We start from the raw sequence: 19580 nt of genomic DNA on the forward strand, positions 1-19580 counted from the left end.
CTTTTTTCTGTCTGTTCAATATTTTACAGAGTCTTAAATCTCTCTAATGCTGCAAGCGTGTTCTCATAAGTACCAAATGCAGTCAGTCTGAAATATCCTTCTCCGCTTGGTCCAAATCCTGATCCAGGAGTTCCAACCACATTTGCATCCTCTAACAGATGATCGAAGAACTGCCATGATGTCATGTTATCCGGTGTCTTTAACCAGATATATGGTGCATTCACACCACCAAATACGGTATAGCCTGCATCTTTTAATCCATTTTTGATGGTGGATGCATTTCTCATATAGTATGCAACCTGCTCTTTCAGCTGTGCTTTTCCGGCTTCTGAGTATACAGCCTCTCCGGCACGCTGTACAATATACGGAGCACCGTTAAATTTGGTTCCATGACGTCTTGCCCACATTGCATTTAAAGATACATCTCCACACTTTAATTCTTTTGGAACAACTGTAAATCCAAGACGAACACCGGTAAATCCAGCATTCTTTGAAAAACTTCTCAGTTCAATCGCACAGGTCTTTGCTCCATCACACTCATAAATGGTATGTGGCACATTGTCTTCACTGATATATGCTTCATAAGCTGCATCATAAATAATGACTGCACCTTTCTCGTTTGCATAATCTACCCACTTCTGAAGCTGATCTTTTGTCAGAGTTGTACCTGTCGGGTTATTTGGAAGACACAGATAAATGATGTCCGGTGTCTCTTTCGGGAACTCCGGCACAAAATTATTCTCCGCGGTACATGGCATGTAGATCACATTGCTCCATGTCTCCGTCTTCGTGTCATAAGTTCCGGTTCTTCCTGCCATTACATTGGAATCCACATAAACCGGATATACCGGATCACATACTGCAATGCGATTGTTTAATGCAAAAAGTTCCTGGATGTTGGCGGAATCACTCTTTGCTCCGTCCGAAACGAAGATCTCGTCTATGCCGATCTCACATCCTCTTGCCTGATAATCATTTTTGGCAATTGCACTTCTTAAAAATTCATATCCCAGATCCGGTGCATAACCGTGGAATGTCTCTGCATTTCCCATTTCATCAACTGCTTTATGCAGTGCCTCAATGATTGCAGGAGCCAGTGGCTGGGTCACATCACCAATACCGAGACGGATAATCTTTTTATCCGGATTTGCCTCGGAATATGCGGCAACCTTCTTGCCAATCGTACTGAAAAGATAACTGCCCGGCAGTTTCTGATAATTGTCATTAATCTGATACATTACTTTCGTCCTCTCTTCTGATATTCTGTAAAAGTATGAATAACTATTCACATATTAGTATAAGTATAACAAATATATTCCCCACATACAATTGCCCATCTCAAAAACTTTACGCTTCTCCCATCAAACTGAGAATCATCTGCGCAGTTTCCGTCAATCCGGTCGCATTGTCCATGCTTCTCTTCTGAATATAACGGTGCGCTTCTTCCTCCGTCATGTTGTTTCGTTCCATCAAAAGAGCCTTTGCTCTTTCAATCTGCTGGACTTCTTCTTTCGAGCGTTCCTTCGGCTTCTGACGCATTTTCTTACGTCTTCTTGCAATCGTATACTCCATCATTTCAACTGTCTGGAGCAATTCATGCACTTTCATCGGAAGTGCAAGGCATACCAGATTGTCAACTCCCTTATTTTCAAAGGAAGCCGGCGATGCCACTAACAGCATCTGAAATCCCTTCGGAAGATATGAGTACAGTTCATCATACATCATATCCACAAAACGGGCTCCACAGACAACGATGCCGCTTTCAAGACTGTTCACATTCTGAAGCGCCTGGGCACCGGTTGTGCAGACTGCCGCAACCGGATATCCGCTCTGTGCCAATATTTTTTTAATATTCTGGGCATTTGCCAGCTTTGGAAATGCTACTACAATATTATCCACCGTTATCCCCTTGTACGCTTTCGATTAGATTTTGTATAAATACTCATCGATTTCCCATTTTGTAACCTGAGCCCGATAATGAACCCATTCTTCATGTTTTGCTTCCACATATTTGGTCACAATATGTTCTCCAAGCACTTCCCTGATAAAGGTATCTTTTTTCAGTTCTTCCATCGCTGCATTCAGATCCTCAGGAATTGCTTCAATAGCAAGCTTTTCTTTCTCTTCTGTTGTCAGTTCAAATACATTTGCAGAGATTGCATCCGGCGGTGTAATCTGATTACGGATTCCGTCAAGTCCTGCTGCAAGACATACCGCAAGTGTCAGATACGGATTTGCTGCCGGGTCCGGACTTCTGAGTTCAATTCTTGTACTTTCACCACGTGAAGCAGGAATCCGAATCAATGGACTTCTATTCTTCGTAGACCACGCAATATAGATTGGAGCCTCATAACCAGGCACAAATCTCTTATAGGAATTCACCAGTGGATTACAGATTGCAGTCATTCCTTTTAAGTGTTTCATAATACCGCCGATAAAATAATATGCCTCTTTGCTCATTCCAAGCTCGCCATCCGGATCATCAAAGATGTTCTTTCCATCTTTGGATAAAGACATATTAATATGCATACCGGATCCGGCGATACCAGATTTTGGTTTTGGCATAAAGCTTGCAAACAGTCCATGACGTTTTGCAATGGTTTTGACAGCCAGTTTGAATGTCATAATATTATCTGCGGTAACAAGTGCCTCATCATATTTAAAATCGATCTCATGCTGGGCAGGAGCAGCCTCATGATGGGAAGCTTCAATTTCAAAATCCATATCCTCGAGTGTCAGTACCATATCACGTCTTGCATTTTCCCCAAGATCGACAGGTCCCAGGTCAAAATATCCCGCTTTTTCATGACTGATCGTTGTAGGCTGTCCATCTTCATCCTGATGGAACAGGAAGAATTCCACCTCCGGTCCTACGTTAAATACATATCCCATTCTGGCAGCCTCTTCAATCTGCTTCTTTAAGATATGGCGGCAGTCGCCCTGGAACGGAGTTCCATCTGTACTGTATACATCACAGATAATACGCGCAACCTTTCCCTGCTGTGGTCTCCATGGGAAAATGGTAAACGTATCCAGATCCGGATACAGATACATGTCAGATTCCTCAATACGCACAAATCCCTCAATTGAAGAGCCATCAAACATGCATTTGTTATCCAGGGCCTTTTCCAGCTGACTTGCTGTAATTGCAACATTTTTCATTGTTCCAAAGATATCTGTGAACTGAAGCCGGATAAATTCCACATCCTCTTCTTCTACGATTCTCATAATATCCTGTTTGGTATATTTGCTCATAATTCTCTCCTTTTCTTTATTCTAAGCTTCCTGTACTGAAGCAATATAATCGAGTACCTTCTGATATGACATGGTTCCGCCAAACAGATCCAGTGCACTTCCGATGGTTACATTCAAATGTCCATGTCCAAGTTCACGGATCTTTCTAAGATCATCAAAATTTCGGACACCTCCGGCATAGGTAACCGGAATCCGGTTCCATCTTCCCAGCTGACCTGCCAGTTCCTCTTCGATTCCGGATGCTTTTCCTTCCACATCTACTGCATGAACCAGAAATTCATCACAATATTCAGCTAATCTGTCTAAAAGTTCCGTGGTCACCTTCTCTTCTGTAAACTTCTGCCATCGGTCAGTCACAATATAATAACCATCACCCCGGAATCTGCAGCTTAAATCCAGAACAAGATGCTCTTTTCCAACAGCATTTACAAGCCGTTTCAGATTCTCAAAACTGATCTTTCCATCTTTAAAAACATAAGATGTCACGATCACATGACTTGCCCCCTCTTTAATAAAGGAAGCAGCATTTCCGGCATGTATCCCTCCTCCAATCTGCAAGCCTCCTGGATACTCATGGAGTGCAAGAAGTGCCTGTGCTCTGGTCGCCTCATAATATTCACTCTGCTCCGGGTTTAACAGGATAATATGTCCCCCACGGATTCCCGCATCCTTGTATAACTTTGCAAAAAAGGCGCCATTCTGTTCTGCCACAAAATTTTCTTCCGCCTGATCTCCAGCATCCCGCAGACTACTGCCCACGATCTGCTTTACCTTCCCATTATGTATGTCTATACAGGGTCTAAATTGCATCTGTCCTCTCCTTTACTATGACAAAAGGGCGCAGAAATCCACGGTCATGACTTCTTCGCCCTCATACATATTTAGAATCATAACATATTTTTTCCTGTTTGTGAATCATTCTTTTTCTACTCTAAATGATTCCCCTGCTGCCGCGTTACTCTATGCAAGTGTTCAATAAATGTGATTAATTGCATTTATTATTTTTTCTAATATATACCCCTTTTTGTATCAATCGTAGCTTATATCACCTTGACATCATCTCATAATTTTGCTATGATTGAGCAACTAATAATAATGTTGACAAGTATACAGAAAGTGAGGATTTTAAAAATGGGTACTATTATCGGCGAAGGAATTACATTTGATGACGTGCTTTTAGTACCTCAGTATTCTGAGGTTACTCCAAACATGATCGATCTTACGACACACCTTACCAAAAAGATCGTGTTAAACATTCCATTAATGAGCGCTGCTATGGACACTGTAACAGAATCAAAAATGGCAATCGCTATGGCCAGACAGGGTGGAATTGGAATTATCCATAAAAATATGTCAATCGAAGCACAGGCTGATGAAGTAGATAAGGTCAAGAGATCTGAAAATGGTGTAATCACTGATCCATTTTATCTTTCTCCAGAACATACATTACAGGATGCCAATGAATTAATGGCAAAATTCCGTATCTCCGGTGTTCCGATCACTGAGAATGGAAAGTTAGTTGGTATTATCACAAACCGTGATCTGAAATTCGAGACAGATTTCTCCAAAAAAATCAAAGAATCTATGACTTCAGAGGGTCTGATCACTGCTCAGGAAGGCATCACTTTAGATGAAGCCAAAAGCATTCTCGCCAAAGCAAGAAAAGAGAAACTTCCTATCGTAGATAAGGATTTCAATCTGAAAGGTCTGATTACGATCAAAGATATCGAGAAACAGATCAAATATCCATTATCCGCAAAAGATGAGCAGGGACGTCTTCTCTGTGGTGCCGGAGTTGGAATCACAGCAAACATGATGGATCGTGTAGATGCACTTGTTAAAGCCCATGTTGATGTTATCGTTGTTGATTCCGCACATGGACATTCCAAAAACATCTTAGAAGCAGTAAAGAAGATTAAAGCTACTTATCCGGATCTTCAGGTAATCGCAGGTAACATTGCTACCGGTGCTGCTGCAAAAGCTCTGATCGAAGCTGGTGCTGATGCTGTCAAAGTTGGTATCGGACCTGGATCTATCTGTACCACACGTGTCGTAGCAGGTATCGGTGTTCCACAGATTTCTGCAATTATGGACTGCTATGCAGTTGCCAAAGAATATGGTATTCCGGTTATCGCTGATGGTGGTATCAAATACTCCGGTGACATTACAAAGGCCATTGCTGCCGGAGCCAATGTCTGCATGATGGGTTCCATGTTCGCAGGATGCGACGAAGCACCTGGAACATTTGAATTATATCAGGGAAGAAAATACAAAGTATACCGTGGTATGGGTTCCATCGCAGCTATGGAAAACGGAAGCAAAGACCGTTACTTCCAGGAAGGTGCAAAGAAACTGGTTCCTGAAGGTGTTGAAGGACGTGTTGCTTACAAGGGAACTCTTGAAGATACCGTATTCCAGCTGATCGGTGGTATTCATTCCGGTATGGGATACTGTGGCTGCCAGAATATCGAACTTATGAAAGAGAACGGAAAATTCATTAAGATTTCTGCTGCTTCATTAAAAGAATCTCATCCACATGATATTCATATTACAAAAGAGGCACCAAACTACAGCACAGATGCGAACTAGTCATTTTTGCTTGAATACAGCAATAAAAATATAGTATAATAGATTCCCGGCATATTTGTGCCGGGAATCACTATAATTAAGAAATTTACGAGGTGAAAATTATTTTGGACGCTGTCGATATAGCACAGATTATCAGTTTACTTGTACTACTTGCACTTTCTTCATTCTTCTCTTCTTCTGAGACCGCGTTAACTACGGTAAATAAAATACGTATGCGTACGCTTTCAGAAAACGGAGATAAGAAAGCGGAGCGTGTTCTGCGTATCACGAACGATTCCGGAAAAATGCTTTCTGCAATCCTGATTGGAAACAACATTGTCAACCTGTCTGCATCCTCCATTGCAACTTCACTTGCCATCCGTTATTTTGGAAGTGTTGGTGCTGGTATTGCAACTGGTATTCTTACGGTTCTGATTCTGATTTTTGGTGAAGTCACACCAAAGACCATGGCAACCTTAGAAGCCGACAGACTTTCTTTAAAATGTGCAGGAGTCATTGAAGCGATCATGTTTATTCTGACTCCGGCTATTTTTGTAATCAACCGCTTATCCATGGGGGTTCTGCTTTTGCTTCACGTAGATCCAAATGCATCTTCAAAGCTTATGACCGAAGAAGAACTCCGTACCATCGTTGATGTTGGTCAGGAAAGCGGTGTCATCGAACACGAAGAGCGGGATATGATCCATAATGTATTTGATTTTGGCGATTCCGAGGCAAAAGAAGTTATGGTTCCACGTATCGATATGACCTTTGTCCAGGTGGACTCTACCTATGATGAACTGATCGATATTTTCCGTGAAGATAAATTTACACGTCTTCCGGTCTATGAAGACAGCACGGATAATGTAATCGGTATCATCAATATGAAAGATCTCCTGCTTTATGATAATGATAAAGAGCATTTTTCAATCCGTGATTTTCTTCGGGAACCATATTTCACTTTTGAACATAAAAATACCGCAGATCTTTTTATTGAAATGCGCCAATCCTCCATTTCACTTGCGATCGTCCTTGATGAATACGGTGTAACTGCCGGTCTGATTACTTTAGAGGACCTTCTGGAAGAGATCGTAGGTGAGATCAGGGATGAGTATGATGCGGATGAAGAAGACGCAATCACACCGTTAAATGATCGTGAATACATGGTTCTTGGCTCTACCCATCTCGATGATGTCAATGATGAACTTGGCTTACATCTGGAATCCGACGACTATGACACGATCGGTGGATATTGTCTTGGACAGCTTGATCACCTTCCATCCAAAAATGAGATCATCCTGACAGACGATAACACACTCTTAAAAATTGCCAGAGTCGATAAAAACCGTATCGAACAGGTATACATCAAGCTTCCAGAAAACAACACCCAGGAAGCAGAAGAACATAATTCTTAAGCCCGATAAAACGCAGGCAGACTTCTTTTTTAAGTCTGCCTGTTTTTTATTTCTCCTCTTCTCTCCAAAGTACCTCCTGCAAAAGCGTACGATATTCCTCATCTACTATCCAGCAGGAATCCTCAGGTAATCCCCCCTCTTCTTCGGCCAGCAGACTTCTGTCTTCCTTTTCAAAATATCTCCGGCTGATCCACCTTGGTTCACCAAATGCCTCACGTCCTGTAGCAGGTGTTGTATCCACAAGATGAATCCATACTGTTTTTGTAACAGTATTTCCACCGCTGTCTGTTGCGCAAAAAGTCTCTGTCACACTTCCTGCTTTCTGAAACGCAGTCATATCCTCCAGCGCATAATTGATCAGAACAAGCGAATTTCTCCGATGCTTCCCATAGGAAATCCTTCCATCCTCCCTGTCCTGTGCATATACGTGTTCTCCTAACACTTCCTCAGTAATCAATCCCTTTTGTGCCTGTTCCAATGAAAAATACATATCCTGCGCATAAATTTCAGGTGGCAGATTGTTTACCGTTGACACAATAAACGCGGTATCCCTGTAAACCCGAAAAATGATTTCTCTCGTATAGTATTTCCGGCTTTCGCTCCAGTCATGAAACAGGTATCCATCCCGCACAACAGCCTTTAATCTTGCACGGTCTCCATAGCAATACGATCCTGTTCCCTGAATCTGTTCTATTCCTTCATCCCCCTCTGCCGAAACCGTATAAAAAAGCTGCTGAACAGACTTGCCAAACGCATTTTTTAACTCAGCTTTCTCATACGCAGTCAGTTGTGTACTCGACATAACCTGTTCATAAGTACAAAGAACATTGCCACGTATCTTATTATCATCCATAAAACCATCGATCAGCCCATCCTTTGCAGGAGCAATACAGCTGTCCACACGGATACTGCATGTCCCCTGTTCCATCTGATCCCTGACTTTCGTGCTGATACGGGATTTCAGATTTCCAACCCGGAGTCCAAAAAGTTCATACTGATATTTTCTATCTTCTGTATACTGAATATCTTCCAGCCGAAAATAATCGCCTCCAAGCTTGTAAATTACTGTTTCCAGATATTCTTCTCCACTGTAGATATGAAACTGCCATCCAATATTACGATAGGTCATATTTTCCCGGTCATTTTTTAAAACGCAGTATATCACCCCTGTGCCTTCCGTCTCTTCCACAAAGGTCAGTCCATCCTTATATTGTTCATAGAATTTCACTGCATCGACAGTCCCTTTTGCATAAGTTTTTTCCGGTTCTGACAGATACATTCCAGATATATACACTCCCACTGCAAGAACAATTCCGAAAAAAATTGCAAGATTTCTTTTTATTTTTCTCAATTGGCGTCTCCCCATTGCTTCGATTCCGTTTAATATATCGTTTCAAAATTCATATCTGCTTCCACCAGAAAGCTTTCTCCCGAAAGAAGAATAAACTCCTTTCCTTCCAGCCTCCATCCTCTTGCCCCATCCGGCAGTTTCGCAGCTACATACGTTTCCCCTGTCTGTACCATATACTCTTTATAGATTTCTCCATGGTCTTTATAAATAATCCTTGCCTGTGACATGTCCTCTGCCTTTTTCTCTGCAATCGCAGTTCTCGCCGTCCGCACACTGCCGCTTTTCCCATTCGGATAAAGAAATTCCTCCTTTACCTTTGCCGAAACGATCCCTTTTTGCATGTCACATGCCAACACATCAATCTGCACCTCGGAATCCGATGGCAGCCTTTCTCTGATTCTGTCTGTAAGGATCTTCTGCGCAGCTTCATCCGTTTGGTTCCTGCACCCTTTCAATACCTGCATGGTCACATCTGCAACACACTGATTGAGTTCATTCTGACGTACACTTTCGGTATACAGGCTGATCTGAATCACGACCATATACACCAGAATCATTCCACCGACAATCCCGATCAGTACATTCTTCATATTTTCCCCCTCTCATTCCTGCACTGGAACGGTAATAACCGCACACTGTTCTCTTCCCATTGCATCCATAGCACGGACTTGAATATAATAAATTCCACTTCCCGGAAACTGCACATAACTTTTCATATCCTGTTCACTCCATGTACAGGGCTCTCCATTCTGCTTATGAAGAGCCACAATCCAAACCGGAATTTCATTCCCGTTCCAGTCCAAAGCTTTACAGATCTCATCCAGTCGAATCTTTGTCTCTTTCTTTATCTCACGTTCCATACTGGAAACAAATTGTGGAACCGCAGTTTTTCTGTATTCTGCAAAAGCATTTGTCTGCTCCTCCATGAGCAGATCCCGGCCTTCGGCCTCCAGCACAGCCCCGGCAATGCCGTGGATTCCACGATTTTCTCCTTGCCGCATTCCCATAAGAAACGTAATCATTAGTACTCCGGTAAGCGCTGCAAGCAGGATACTGCCATACTGTTCCATGACTTCTTTCATCCACCACAGCCTCCATTCCCCCATACCTCAATAAAACGCTGCAACACAGATCCCGGCGTCCAAAACATTTCCAGAAGCAGCCCGATCATACCAGCCGCCCCCGCAACTCCAAGAACAAGCGTCCCATATTCTTCAATCACTGCTTTCATACAATTCCTCCTGTCACAACGTCTAAAACCATATCGAGTACCCGCAGGATTCCACTCCCGCAGACCGCAATGACAACAGCAATCCCAAATTCTTCTGCAAACAGCTTCATATTTCCTCCTATCCGGCATATCCACTCAGAATATGCGGCTGACGGATCTGCAAAAATGTATTGGTATATGCAAACTCCATTCTCACATCAGCCCCCATAACCTCTTTTGTATCCTCCGGGGCTGCTTCCCCGGACGTAATCTTCTGTGTAGTGCCATCCTTTTTATACATCGTGATTTCCAGCCGGTATCCCTTCTCCTCGGTCTGTTCAAAACATTCTTTTACGACCTCATGATAAAAATGACTGTTTTCCATCTCTTTTATCACTGCTGCATGCATGTCCTGTGCCGACAAAACCTGCAGATATCCGGTAAAAATTCCTTCCGATACGGCTGTCAGAAGCAGTAAAAGAAACACGCTCATATAAGCTTTCATGATCTGACTCATATACGCCTCCTATCCTACTGTCGTCCGTAAGAAAGACAGCATAAAAACCGACATATCCAAAAGCATTTTGGCAGACGCGGTCAAAACCGGAGCCAGAAACAGCAGATAAAGACCTGCATTCCGATCCGAATTCTTGTGTTTCTCTGCCTCATCAAGCATCTCCTGATTCCTGCTTATCAGTTCTCCAAGCTGTCTGTCGCTGTTCCCACCATGCCCTGCTGACAATGCATACAGCATACTCATGGCTGATTGTATTTCGGGTATTTCAAATTCCTGTAAAAACGAATGATATGGTGCTGCATCCTCCGGGCTTAACTGAAGTCTTCCGATCAGTTCCCGCAATTCCAGCCGAAGCACTCCAGGTGCATTACGAACGGATTTCTGCAATGCGACCTGAACATTTTCACTCTGCAAAAGCAAAACCAGATCCATCAGCCAATTGGGAAATGCTCTTCTTATTTCTGCTGTCAGCCTCTTTTTTGCAAGGTAATGTCCTGCTCTGTGCTGCGCAAAAAACAAAAGCATCAGTAACATGCCTGTCACGGCAGGCCCATTCCATCCTTTCCAAAGCAGACCTGCACTGATAACTGCCATCATCTTGCCCAGGAAAAAAGAAATTCTCCTGGATCTTCTTTCATCGTAATTTCGAAACTCTATCATCTTTTTCTCATATTGTTCATCTTCCCGGAATTTATCATATTGCAGCCAGTCAGCCGCCAGATACCGCTGTGCACGCAGCAGGATCACCTCGTCAGCCAGAATCAGCAAAAATGTACCGGTCTGAATCCACCGGTTTTTACTGATGTCCAGATTCATGGCGGGAATATGCTGTACAATGATACAGATGACAATCGATGCTGCTACCGAGAGCACCACATCCCGAAACATCCTTTTGCGCTCCTCTATAGCCTTGCGAATACGCTTCTCCCACATTTGTTTTTCGTTTAGAAGAAGCTGTGCCGGTCTTCGGAAATCGCCTCCGTAATCTTCTACGTGCAGCATAAATTCATGGATATTATGAATTCTTCCCGTCTGATATTCTGCTTCGATCATTCCAAGTGAATCAGCCAGAAGCTCCGTATTATCAAACGTATACTGCATATGATCAAACGCTTTATGAATTGTTTCTTTCATCTTCCCTGCCGTTAAAGCTCTCCCAGCATCCGAAAGTGCTTCACTGATCTTCCCGTACTTCATAAATGCATATAAAACGGTATCCATATAAACAGAGACTTCCTGTAACCGTATCTCCTGCAGCATCTGCTGTTTTTTCATCTTTAACATCCGCTGCAGATACACAAATACGGATACAAAAACTGCCACAGACAATAACCGGCTCATCTGAAATACCACATGTACAAGACACCCTGCTGTCGCAGCCGCAGCTGTGATATACCATAACCGATACCAGGAATTGTTTTCCGACTGATTTTTTGCTTCTGGCATCACATAACCGCTTTTTTTCCGGAGTTTACGCCAGAGCCTCTGGTTTGTCCGGTCACGTAGTCCGGCCGATGCCCTCCCCTTCATACATTATCTCCTCCTTTGCCCTGTTCTCCATCAATTCCAGTTCTTTACTCACATATGGATCTCTGATCTCTGTCCGACGGAATCGCTCCATAATGGAATCCGGAAGTTTGTTTTGTTCCAGTTTCCCGTTGCGGACGATCATTATGATCGCATTCTCACAATTTTGTCTTGTAAAAAAACAAACCTGGTCAATATAACGATAACTGCTTCCATCCTCCCTGCGTTTCCTGCGGATCAGTATTCCGACATCAAGGGCCTGATAAATGTCATTCTCCATCCGGTCTGCGTCCACACGGCTCTCCAGCATGTTTAATATCCGGTCCGGAACATTTCGCACATCATCCGTATGCAGTGTAGTCATCCCTCTTACCCCGGTCGACCAGCTCTCTAACAGGTATTTCACTTCCTTGGAGCGTGCTTCTGAGAGCATGATCCATTTGGGGTTCAGGCGAAGTGAAGATTTCAGCGCCTGTGCATACCCAAAGGTATCCTCACTGACCTTCATTTCAATACAGTCCTTCCCCGGATTCGTCTGATTATAACGCAGTTCCAACGTGTCCTCGATCGTAATCACTCTTTCATTTGCCGGAATAAACTGTGAAAAAAACTTCGCACATTCTGTCTTTCCTACGCCTGGTTCTCCACAGAATACAAAATTCATTTTGACCCTTACACAATTAATCAACAATGCTAATAGTTCCCTGCCACAATAGCCTTCTTCCAGTGCTTTTTGAATGGTAAGCCGGATCACAGGCGGTGTCTTACGGATACTGATGGTTCTGCCTGATCTTGCAACAGATTCATGCATGATCGTTACCCTGAGCTCACTTGTCTCGGCCTCCAGCTCCGGATTGCACTTATTAAACTGGCGGCTCACCACATTAGCGATTCGCTGTGTGAACTGTTCCACAAACTGCGGAGTCAGATACTCCTTTACAAAAGCGGCACTCACTTTATACCGCTCATTATAAACATTGGTAAGCCAGAGTTCATTGCCATTATAATCAATATCCGTGATTTCTGAATTGGAGACAAACTTCCACAAAGGGCCAAAATATTCTTTCCCTAATTCCATCTTTCACCTCATTGTCCAGCTTCAAAAAACAAACGGCTTCAGACACATTCCACCGGCGGCATCCTTGAAGAAATTGGTAAGAAGATCGTGAAATGCATCATACACAACACTTCCCTCTCCTGTTCCAATTAAAACGGTCACAATTGCAACCACTGCAACAATTGCTGTCACGGTAATTAAAACTCCACCATACTGTTCAAATATTTCTTTCATAGACACATATCCTTTCTTATCCGTTGTGTAAGAAAAGAAACGTCTCTCATTTTATTCATCATCCGGGATTTATGCAGGAAGAATACCTGCATCAGATCGTAATGCCAGACGCATTACATATTCAATCAAAAAAGATACATTAACTATACGTGCTTTTTTCGATTTTGTAAACTGTTTTTTTATTTTTGTCGATTTTTTCTTTTCAATTTTGTCATACAGGAATATAATTAAACTATAACGAACAGGTAATTGCGAAACTATTGAAATCTAGGGTAAGCATGTACTGTGAGTATAGGTAACTCGCAGGTGCTTCAGAGCGGCCGGTACTTAGACGTCGTATTTTGACGTCTTATGTACCGCTGCCAGCGATGAGCAGCGAGAGCGTACCTGCGATTATTTATACTCACAGTACATGCCTGAGTAGTTTAAAATAGTTTCGCAATTACCTGACTATACTAAAAACGGAGGGGATGCTATTTTGTCAAAAGAGCCAAGCAAAACAATCGGAGTTATTCTTGCAAGTATTGCCGCTAATTTCAGGGATTCCCTATTAGACGGATTATCCAGTTCTTTTTATGAAAAAGGCTATCAGCTGGTCATTGGACTGACCAATAATGATATTTCCAAAGAGAAAGACTTTATCCAGAAGTTTTCCAAAACTACGGATTGTATCATCATTATTTCTGCGGCAGAACGCTACACACAAATTGAATCTGCCGTTACCGGAACTGTTCCAATGCTCTTTCTGATCAACAAACCGGAAGGCTGCCCTTTTTCCTGCATTTTGGAAAGTGACTACTCTGCAATCTACCAGGCGATCATTTCATCTGCCAACCAGAAGAAATCGACCGTTGGATGCATCTGTTCCCACCGCGAACTGTCTGCAACCAAGGAACTGCTGCGTGCATATCAGGATGCGGTAACTGCTTCTTCGCTTCCATTTTCCAAGGATCTTATTTATGATGTCGGCGATGATCTCTCCTTCCGGGTAGACAAGATTATAGAAGATATGGTTTCCAAAAACTGCCATGCCATTCTTGCAGGAACACCGGCTATTACCAACCGGATTCTGGATTATCTGGTATTTTATAATACAGATCCTGCCAATGAGCCATTTCAGTTATTCGGCTACGGCATGGTTGGCAGTACACTCGCAAGCCAGATGAACATTGATGTGATCGTGCATCCGGTAGATCATTTTATTGACCTTACCGTACAGACATGCATTTATCTGATTCATCATCCAGATTATAAGAACACACGTGATTACCTGATCAAAGGAAAGCTGCGTATGCATACTTATAACGGGCTTCGTTCTTATCAGGATTAAAACAGTTACAAAAAACAGCTTTATCCGCAATTGGATAAAGCTGTTTTTGTGTTCATTCTATTTAAAAATCATTTCTATAATTTGAATTTATTGATGCTGGCATCCAGAGCAACTGCGATCTGCGCATTTGTCTCACTGCTTTCTCTGATGTCAGTCATATGCTCTGTGATCTTTGTCATGCTGTCTGCAGAATCTGTAACTGCCTTCGCAGATTCCTGAGCTGCGGAACGAATTGCCTCAATTGCATGAGTTGCACTGTCCACCTGTCCGGAAAGACTTCCCGCAAGTGTTAAGAAATCCTGCATCTTATCATACATGATCTTGGAATCACCCTGATATTTTCTTCCGACATCCACGAGCTGTGTATAACTGTCAACGGTCTTCTCGCGCATAAAATCAACAACTTTTCCGGATTCTTCTGCCAGTTCACTTACAGCAGTAATAACGGTATTTGAAATATCTTTGATCTGGCTTGCTGTCTGCATGGAATCTACTGCAAGCTTTGTGATCTCATCTGCGACAACCGCAAAACCACGGCCTACATCTCCGGCTCTCGCTGCTTCAATGGAAGCATTCAATGCCAGCAGGTTGGTCTGGTCTGCGATCTGAATGATATCTCCGGTAAGATCCATAATACGTTCTGCCTGTTTGGACTGCTCAATCTTCTGTTTCAGCGCTTCTTCTACTTCCTCAGCTTTCTGAAGGATCTCCTGACGTTCTGTCTCTGACTTCGTCATGATATCATAAGCATCTTTATTGCTGTTCTCTGCATAGTCCGCACCATCTTTGGCTTCTTCGTTGATATCATTAAAGGACTTGGTCATGTCCTCCATAACCGAAGCAATCTCCATGATATTTGAAGTCATCTCTTCCACTGATGCACTGATCTCCTGCATAGCGCTGGAAACATTAAGGGCATCATCTGTAGTATTTCCAATACTTACATCCATCTTCTCTACCGATTCTGCAAGTTTCTGCGAATGATTCAGAACATTCAAAAGTACATCATGGATATGCATCATAACCTCATTCAGCTTACCTGCTACTCCACTTAATTCCTGACGTCTGTTCTCGTCCATAAAAGCGGTAAGATCTCCACCATTCTGCGAAAATTCTTCCATCTTGTCATTCATATCGCTCAGCGAACTAAGCATCTTGCGGCTAAGCATGAACAAAACAGCCAGCATAATGATACCAATAATCACAGCACTTAAAATAACGCTTCCGATCATACTGGCTGTAACATCTCCTGCAAGATCATTCTTCTGGCAGTTTGCATTCACACAAATGCAGATAATAGCAATGGTGGCTGCATAAATGCCAAGTACTGACCCAAAAATCTTTGTTTTCAGATTCATAGTCCCTCTCTCCTTTTTCTTAAGTTAATTCCTGTAAAGGAAAAAACGCCGGGTTTATCTTCAAACCCAGCGTTCTTAGATATGATTCTATTGTACTATCTTTCCAGCAATTTTTCAACACTAACAAGCTTTACACATGTAACAAATACGTTTGCTGCCTCTGTCAGATCTGCAAGTGATGGATATGTTGGTGCGATACGGATAATGGAATCTTTCGGATCCTTACCATATGGGAAAGGTGCTCCTGCTCCGGTCAGGACAACACCTGCTTCCTTACACTTTGCAACCACTGCTTTTGCACAGCCTTCAAGAGTCTCAAATCCGATGAAATATCCGCCAAGAGGATTTACCCAGCTTCCGATTCCAAGCGGTTTGATTTCTTTTTCCAAAAGATCCAGAACCATCTCAAATTTTGGACGGATAATGGCTGCCTGTTTCATCATATGTGCCTCAATACCGGCTCTGTCTTTAAAGTATCTTACATGACGCAGCTGATTGATCTTATCATGTCCGATTGTCTGGAATGACAACTGTTTCTTAATATCTGCAATATTCGCAGCTGATGCACTGATTGCAGCAATTCCGGCTCCTGGGAAACTTACTTTACTTGTAGAGCAAAACTGGAATACCAGATCCGGATTGCCAGCCTTTTCGCATTCATCCAGAATATTTAAGATCTGAGCCTGTTTGTCCTCATAAATATGGTGTACACAATATGCGTTATCCCAGAAAATACGGAAATCAGCTGCAGCCGGTTTCAGATTTGCAAAACGGCGTACCGTATCATCGGAATAAACAACACCCTGAGGATTTGAATATTTTGGAACACACCAGATACCTTTTACAGCAGGATCTTCACTTACGTATTTTTCTACAAGATCCATATCCGGGCCATCTGCAGACATCGGGATATTGATCATCTCGATTCCAAAATGCTCTGTTACGGCAAAATGTCTGTCATATCCCGGAACCGGGCACAGGAATTTTACCTTATCAAGCTTACACCAAGGAGTATTTCCACAAATACCATGTGTCATAGCACGTGAAATCTGATCATACATAATATTCAGACTGGAGTTACCATAAACGATCACATTCTCCGGTTTGCAATCTACAATCTCAGCGATCAGACGTTTTGCTTCCGGAATTCCATCTACAATACCATAGTTTCTCAGGTCTGTACCATTTTCACTCTTTAAAACAGACTTGGAGTCAATGACATCCAACATGTCCATACAAAGATCCAGCTGTTCTGAAGATGGCTTTCCTCTTGACATATCTAAAGCAAGTCCTCTTGCCTTGATCTTTGCATATTCTGCTTCAAGACCTGCTTTTTCCTGTAAAAGTTCTTCCTTTGTCATTTCCTGATAAGATTTCATGTTACTGTTCTTCCTCCTGGTTTTTCTTTATGTTCTACCTGAAATTCAGGCTGATAAACGTAAATTATTCTTCTTTGATCCGTTTAAAATGTGCACGGATGTCTTTTTCATATCCGATTTCGGTCGGCTCATAGAACTTCTGATCCGTAAGTCCATCGGGCAGATACTGCTGTTTCACATAATGATTCGGATAATCGTGTGCATACTGATATCCGATTCCATGTCCAAGCTTTCCTGCAGACTTATAATGAGAATCCTGCAAATGTGTCGGGATCGGCGGTGTCTTAGTGTCTTTTACTACCTGCATTGCACGGTTTACAGCCATATAAGAGGCATTGCTCTTTGGCGCACATGCCACGTAATTGACAGCCTCCGCTAAAATGATCTGTGACTCCGGCATTCCGATCCGTTCTACTGCCTGAGCTGCTGAAACCGCAACCGTCAGTGCATTCGGATCTGCAAGTCCGACATCTTCTGCTGCACAGATCATGATTCGTCTGGCAATGAATTTAATGTCTTCTCCTGCATATAACATTCTCGCAAGATAATAAATCGCAGCATCCGGATCTGATCCTCTCATACTTTTTATGAAAGCAGAAACGGTATCATAATGGTTATCCCCGGACTTGTCATAAGAGATTACTCTTTTTTGAATACACTCACTTGCAACTTCGAGCGTAATATGAATGAGACCATCCTCACTCCGCTCTGTTGTAAGGATTCCAAGCTCGATTGCTATAAGTGCCGCACGGGCGTCACCATTTGCCACATCTGCCAGAAAATCCATTGCATCCGGTTCTATCACTGCGTGGTACGATCCCATTCCCTTTTCGGTATCTGTTACCGCACGCTGCAAAAGCACCTGAATATCCTCTTTCGTAAGCTTTTTCAGTTCAAAAATAACAGATCTGGAAAGCAAAGCACCATTTACTTCAAAATAAGGATTCTCCGTTGTGGCTCCAATCAGAACAATCGTCCCATCCTCCACAAACGGAAGCAGATAATCCTGCTGTCCTTTATTGAACCGGTGGATCTCATCAATAAACAGGATTGTTTTCTTGCCATACATCCCCTGATTATCTTTTGCCTTTGCTATGACATCTTCCATGTCCTTTTTGCCAGCCGATGTTGCATTGATCTGCATGAACTCTGCGCTGGTCGTATTTGCAATCACCTTTGCGATCGTAGTCTTTCCGGTTCCAGGCGGCCCATAAAAAATAATGGATCTCAGCTTATCCGCTTTGATCGCACGATACAGCAGCTTATCTTTTCCAATAATATGCTGCTGTCCAACCACTTCATCCAGTGTTGTCGGACGAAGTCTGGATGCCAGCGGTGACTCCGACTCCATATTCTGTTCTCTCATATAATCGAATAAATCCATAGTAATCACCCTTAGTAATGAAATTTCACGATTGAAATCTTGCATTTTACACGAAACAATACCGATTTTTATTGAATATCAGTATGATTTATGACGGATTTTATTCTTGATAATTCATATCACCTAATAGAATACATGAAATTCTGTCACTTTACAATACGAAAGTTTTTTTTCTACAATATGCATGAAATTAATCAAGAATCAGCTGATCAACTGTGACAAATTCATAACCTTTCTTTGTAAGAATATCAATGATCCGAAGTGCTGCTTTCACCGACGATTCCGATGCATCATGCATCAGTATGATATCGTTATCTTCGCATTTTCCCACAACACGTTCCACAACGGCATCTGCATTTCCTGTTGCCCAGTCCAGCGGGTCCACATTCCACAACACCTTGATCATGGTCACATCATTGTCAATGTTCTCTTTCCACTCCCCAAACGGCGGCCGAACATACTCCGGATAGTATCCGGTAACACGCTCAATAATCTCGTTTGTTTTTCTTACCTGTTCACAGGCTGCATTTTCACAGAGATTTCCAAGATTCACATGATCGTATGTATGATTTCCGATCAGATGTCCATCCTCGTAGATACGTTTTGCTATATCCGGATAATCTTCCACAGCTTCGCCCAAAAGGAAAAATGTAGCTTTCACATTTCTTTTTTCAAGTCCATCCAGGAGTTCCGGCGTATAGATTGGATTCGGACCATCATCAAATGTCAGTGCAACTTTTTTTAATGGCTCCGTATATTCCTGTGTTCCAGTATTCTCTGACTGTTCCATTCCTCGTACCTCCTGATTCACGTGTATCACGATTTCAACCATAATCATAAGTATAACAAAAGGGATAACTGTTGTCATTACAGCTATCCCTTTTCGGTTGCTTTTCTTCTTCACATCTGCACCTCTCACTGACATAATATCCGCTATTTCCGGACAGATCATACCGAAAATACTGATATTATATTATGTCAGCTTTGTGCATTTA

General features: G+C 42.5%; 19 protein-coding genes. 3 read left to right on the forward strand and 16 right to left on the reverse strand.

Annotated elements, in window-relative coordinates; genetic code table 11:
• Positions 1 to 23: 23 nt before the first annotated feature.
• From FYJ75_RS04555 to hisA, 4 genes are all read right to left on the reverse strand, one after another.
• Entirely contained in the window at positions 24 to 1238 is a 1215-nt protein-coding gene (locus tag FYJ75_RS04555) for an LL-diaminopimelate aminotransferase (RefSeq protein ID WP_154429277.1), read from the reverse strand.
• 109 nt (positions 1239 to 1347) lie between these two features.
• On the reverse strand, positions 1348 to 1899 hold the full coding sequence (locus FYJ75_RS04560) for an ANTAR domain-containing response regulator (RefSeq protein WP_328596861.1): 552 nt from the start codon (positions 1897 to 1899) through the stop codon (positions 1348 to 1350).
• Positions 1900 to 1923: 24 nt separating this feature from the next.
• Positions 1924 to 3255 (reverse strand): type I glutamate--ammonia ligase, encoded by a 1332-nt coding sequence (glnA, locus tag FYJ75_RS04565; protein WP_154429278.1) that lies wholly within the window; start codon positions 3253 to 3255, stop codon positions 1924 to 1926.
• A 21-nt stretch (positions 3256 to 3276) separates the two neighbouring features.
• Positions 3277 to 4065 (reverse strand): phosphoribosylformimino-5-aminoimidazole carboxamide ribotide isomerase, encoded by a 789-nt coding sequence (hisA, locus tag FYJ75_RS04570; protein WP_154429279.1) that lies wholly within the window; start codon positions 4063 to 4065, stop codon positions 3277 to 3279.
• 321 nt (positions 4066 to 4386) lie between these two features.
• Here hisA and guaB point away from each other — a divergent pair, with 321 nt between their 5' ends.
• A complete protein-coding gene (gene guaB, locus FYJ75_RS04575; RefSeq protein ID WP_154429280.1) occupies positions 4387 to 5844 on the forward strand; it encodes an IMP dehydrogenase in 1458 nt (485 codons plus the stop codon).
• A 104-nt stretch (positions 5845 to 5948) separates the two neighbouring features.
• Positions 5949 to 7238, forward strand: coding sequence for an HlyC/CorC family transporter (locus FYJ75_RS04580; protein WP_154429281.1), 1290 nt, complete (start codon positions 5949 to 5951; stop codon positions 7236 to 7238).
• A 46-nt stretch (positions 7239 to 7284) separates the two neighbouring features.
• On the opposite strand, the gene FYJ75_RS04585 is transcribed toward FYJ75_RS04580, so the two are convergent.
• The 8 genes from FYJ75_RS04585 to FYJ75_RS04620 form a co-directional block, all read right to left on the reverse strand.
• Positions 7285 to 8589, reverse strand: coding sequence for a hypothetical protein (locus FYJ75_RS04585; protein ID WP_154429282.1), 1305 nt, complete (start codon positions 8587 to 8589; stop codon positions 7285 to 7287).
• A 29-nt stretch (positions 8590 to 8618) separates the two neighbouring features.
• The gene (locus tag FYJ75_RS04590; RefSeq protein ID WP_154429283.1) at positions 8619 to 9179 is read right to left on the reverse strand and encodes a hypothetical protein; all 561 of its coding nucleotides are present in this window, start codon (positions 9177 to 9179) and stop codon (positions 8619 to 8621) included.
• Between the two features lie 12 nt (positions 9180 to 9191).
• Complete coding sequence (locus FYJ75_RS04595) at positions 9192 to 9671, reverse strand: hypothetical protein (protein ID WP_154429284.1); 480 nt, start codon at positions 9669 to 9671, stop codon at positions 9192 to 9194.
• Positions 9668 to 9820 (reverse strand): hypothetical protein, encoded by a 153-nt coding sequence (locus tag FYJ75_RS04600; protein ID WP_154429285.1) that lies wholly within the window; start codon positions 9818 to 9820, stop codon positions 9668 to 9670. The genes FYJ75_RS04595 and FYJ75_RS04600 overlap by 4 nt, the downstream gene beginning before the upstream one ends.
• A 118-nt stretch (positions 9821 to 9938) precedes the next feature.
• A complete protein-coding gene (locus FYJ75_RS04605; protein WP_154429286.1) occupies positions 9939 to 10316 on the reverse strand; it encodes a hypothetical protein in 378 nt (125 codons plus the stop codon).
• A 9-nt stretch (positions 10317 to 10325) separates the two neighbouring features.
• Entirely contained in the window at positions 10326 to 11846 is a 1521-nt protein-coding gene (locus FYJ75_RS04610; protein ID WP_154429287.1) for a type II secretion system F family protein, read from the reverse strand.
• On the reverse strand, positions 11815 to 12921 hold the full coding sequence (locus tag FYJ75_RS04615; RefSeq protein WP_154429288.1) for an ATPase, T2SS/T4P/T4SS family: 1107 nt from the start codon (positions 12919 to 12921) through the stop codon (positions 11815 to 11817). Before FYJ75_RS04615 ends, FYJ75_RS04610 begins: the two co-directional genes overlap by 32 nt.
• 21 nt (positions 12922 to 12942) lie before the next feature.
• Positions 12943 to 13134 (reverse strand): hypothetical protein, encoded by a 192-nt coding sequence (locus FYJ75_RS04620; protein WP_154429289.1) that lies wholly within the window; start codon positions 13132 to 13134, stop codon positions 12943 to 12945.
• Positions 13135 to 13612: 478 nt separating this feature from the next.
• Here FYJ75_RS04620 and FYJ75_RS04625 point away from each other — a divergent pair, with 478 nt between their 5' ends.
• Positions 13613 to 14464 (forward strand): substrate-binding domain-containing protein, encoded by an 852-nt coding sequence (locus FYJ75_RS04625; protein WP_154429290.1) that lies wholly within the window; start codon positions 13613 to 13615, stop codon positions 14462 to 14464.
• A gap of 74 nt (positions 14465 to 14538) precedes the next feature.
• On the opposite strand, the gene FYJ75_RS04630 is transcribed toward FYJ75_RS04625, so the two are convergent.
• The 4 genes from FYJ75_RS04630 to FYJ75_RS04645 form a co-directional block, all read right to left on the reverse strand.
• The gene (locus tag FYJ75_RS04630) at positions 14539 to 15822 is read right to left on the reverse strand and encodes a methyl-accepting chemotaxis protein (protein WP_154429291.1); all 1284 of its coding nucleotides are present in this window, start codon (positions 15820 to 15822) and stop codon (positions 14539 to 14541) included.
• 95 nt (positions 15823 to 15917) lie between these two features.
• Entirely contained in the window at positions 15918 to 17201 is a 1284-nt protein-coding gene (locus FYJ75_RS04635; protein WP_154429292.1) for an aminotransferase class I/II-fold pyridoxal phosphate-dependent enzyme, read from the reverse strand.
• A 64-nt stretch (positions 17202 to 17265) separates the two neighbouring features.
• The gene (locus tag FYJ75_RS04640) at positions 17266 to 18585 is read right to left on the reverse strand and encodes a replication-associated recombination protein A (protein ID WP_154429293.1); all 1320 of its coding nucleotides are present in this window, start codon (positions 18583 to 18585) and stop codon (positions 17266 to 17268) included.
• 190 nt (positions 18586 to 18775) lie between these two features.
• Positions 18776 to 19375 carry a polysaccharide deacetylase family protein gene (locus tag FYJ75_RS04645; RefSeq protein ID WP_235907005.1) on the reverse strand — a complete coding sequence of 200 codons (600 nt, stop codon included), beginning with the start codon at positions 19373 to 19375 and terminating at the stop codon, positions 18776 to 18778.
• Between the last annotated feature and the right edge of the window lie 205 nt (positions 19376 to 19580).

Source organism: Roseburia porci, assembly GCF_009695765.1.
Classification (GTDB): domain Bacteria; phylum Bacillota; class Clostridia; order Lachnospirales; family Lachnospiraceae; genus Roseburia; species Roseburia porci.